Consider the following 2,202-nt stretch of genomic DNA (forward strand, 5'->3'; position numbering starts at 1 on the left):
TTGGAAAGGCTGGCCTCCTAAGATCGCGCCTGTGGCAAAATTTGCCACAGGCCGGTTTCTGCTATCCGACTGGAATTATTCAGAAAAACGGCAATTTGCGGCTGTCTCGTGAATAAGACGGGCTAGTCCCAATGCTGTTCACTTTGCGATCCTGATAGCGGGTAACTGCCCAGGTAGGACCCATCGGACAGCGGCTTGACACGGGACTCGCGGCGTGAGTCAAGCTCTCCATGTCGCCGTCCCCGGATCCCGAACCCAGTGCCGATGGTTGTGTGCTTCCCACCGCTGCTGCGGCGCCCGCGGACATCATTGCGGCATTGCTGGCGCAAATCGCCGCGCAACAGGCGCTGATCACCTCGCTGCAGGCACGCGTTGCGGAGCTGGAGCGCCGCCTTGGTCTGAACAGCGGCAACAGCGGCAAGCCTCCGTCCAGTGACGGGCTGAAGAAGCCCTTGCGCACGCAGAGCCTGCGCGAAGCCTCCGGCAAGCAGAGCGGCGGACAGAAGGGCCACCCGGGCGAGACCCTGCGCCGGGTCGAGACACCCGACGCCACCATCGACCATTTTCCCCAGACTTGCGCGGCCTGCGGCATGGCGCTGAGCGAGGCGGCGGCCACGGACTTCAGCGCCCGCCAGGTGTTCGATCTGCCGGAGCCGCGGCCTCTGGTCGTCACGGAACACCGCGCCCACCGCTGCCGCTGCGCGACCTGCGGCGAGCAGACCCGCGCGGCCTTCCCCGATTGCGTCACCGCCCCGGTGCAGTATGGCAAGCGGATCGGCGCCTGCCTGCTTTACCTCCTGCACTATCAACTGCTGCCGGAGAAGCGTCTGGCGACGCTGATGGCGGACCTGTTCGGCGTCAAGCTGGCGACTGCGACCATCGCGCGGATCAGCCAGGATTGCGCCCGGCGGTTCCAGGGCTTCGCCGACGCCGTGCGCGGCCATGTGGCGGCCGCGCCGGTCAAGCACCTGGACGAAACCGGGTTCCGGATCGGCGGTAAAACGCAATGGCTGCATATCGCGTCCACCCTGCTGCTGACATTCTACCGCACCTCCCCCAAGCGGGGCAGCCTGCTGTCCGAGGTCGCGGGGATCGTCGTGCATGACCACTGGAAGCCGTACTACACCCTGACGGGCGTGCGGCACGCGCTGTGCAACGCGCACCACCTGCGTGAGCTTCGGGCGTTGATCGAGATCGAGAAGGAAGACTGGGCGCGCCAGATGCAGCGCCTGCTGCGCCGCGCCTGTTATGTCACGAACCTGGCCCGGGACCGGGATGTCGCCCTGAACCCGCGCCTGATCGCGCTGATCGATCGAGGCTACGACGCCATCCTCGCCGAGGGCTTCGCGCACCACGACGCCCAGGCCCCCTTGCTCGGCGTCGCCGACAAGGCCCGGCGCCGCGGCCGCCCCCCGCGCCGGGTCGGCCATAATCTGCTGTTGCGGCTGCGGGATCGCAAGCAGGACGCGCTCCGCTTCCTGACCGACCCAAGCGTGCCCTTCACCAACAACCTGGCGCAGCAGGATGGGCGGATGATGAAACTCCGGCAGAAAATCTCCGGCGGGTTCCGCTCGACGGAGGGGGCCGAGGAGTTCGCCGTCCTCCGCACGCTGATCTCAACCGCAAGAAAGCAGGGCTGGGATTTGCTGGCCGCCCTGACAGGCCAACCCGACAACCTGGTCGCCGAACTGCGGATCACTTGAGCTTTCGGCGACAACCTGGGCAGTTACGAATTTTTCAAGCTTGTTAGCCCGTCTTATTCACGGCATGGCTGGGAATGGGCTGGCGGGTGTCGCGTAAGCTGCTGATCGCGTTTACGGATTGGGTGTCGAAGCCATCCACTCACCCGATCACGCCGAGCCACACCCGCCATGTCCGACGATACGGCCGAGCCGTTCCTGTTTCCAGCCGTCAGCCGCAAGAAGGTCACCGCTGCCTTCGACGGCGGACGCCTCACCTCCGACGGCGGCGTCATGCTGTTGGCCGCTGCCGAGCGCCGCTTGGGGATTGCCGACAAGCTTGCCGGGCTGATCGCCGATCCACGCAACCCCACCCTGGTGACGCACAGCATCGCCGACATCCTGCGCGCGCGCATGCTCGCGATCGCCTGCGGCTACGAGGACGCCGACGACCTCGACCATCTGCGGACCGATCCCGGCTTCAAGCTCGCCTGCGGGCGCCTACCGGACAGCGGCTACGACC

At 66.3% G+C, this 2,202-nt stretch carries 2 protein-coding genes; both read left to right on the forward strand.

The annotated features are described in order from the left end of the window. Positions 1-230 precede the first annotated feature (230 nt). Entirely contained in the window at positions 231-1,703 is a 1,473-nt protein-coding gene (locus H0W65_RS12145; protein WP_294007924.1) for an IS66 family transposase, read from the forward strand. A 168-nt stretch (positions 1,704-1,871) separates the two neighbouring features. Next, positions 1,872-2,202: transposase (locus H0W65_RS12150; RefSeq protein WP_294007926.1), on the forward strand; the 331-nt coding region annotated here is incomplete at its 3' end.

The organism is Sphingomonas sp. (assembly GCF_013816785.1).
Classification (GTDB): Bacteria; Pseudomonadota; Alphaproteobacteria; order Sphingomonadales; family Sphingomonadaceae; genus Sphingomicrobium.

Excerpts from the sequence above, each read along its gene's own strand:
- H0W65_RS12145 (WP_294007924.1), top strand. The coding sequence starts at position 231 with ATGTCGCCGTCCCCGGATCCCGAACCCAGTGCCGATGGTTGTGTGCTT.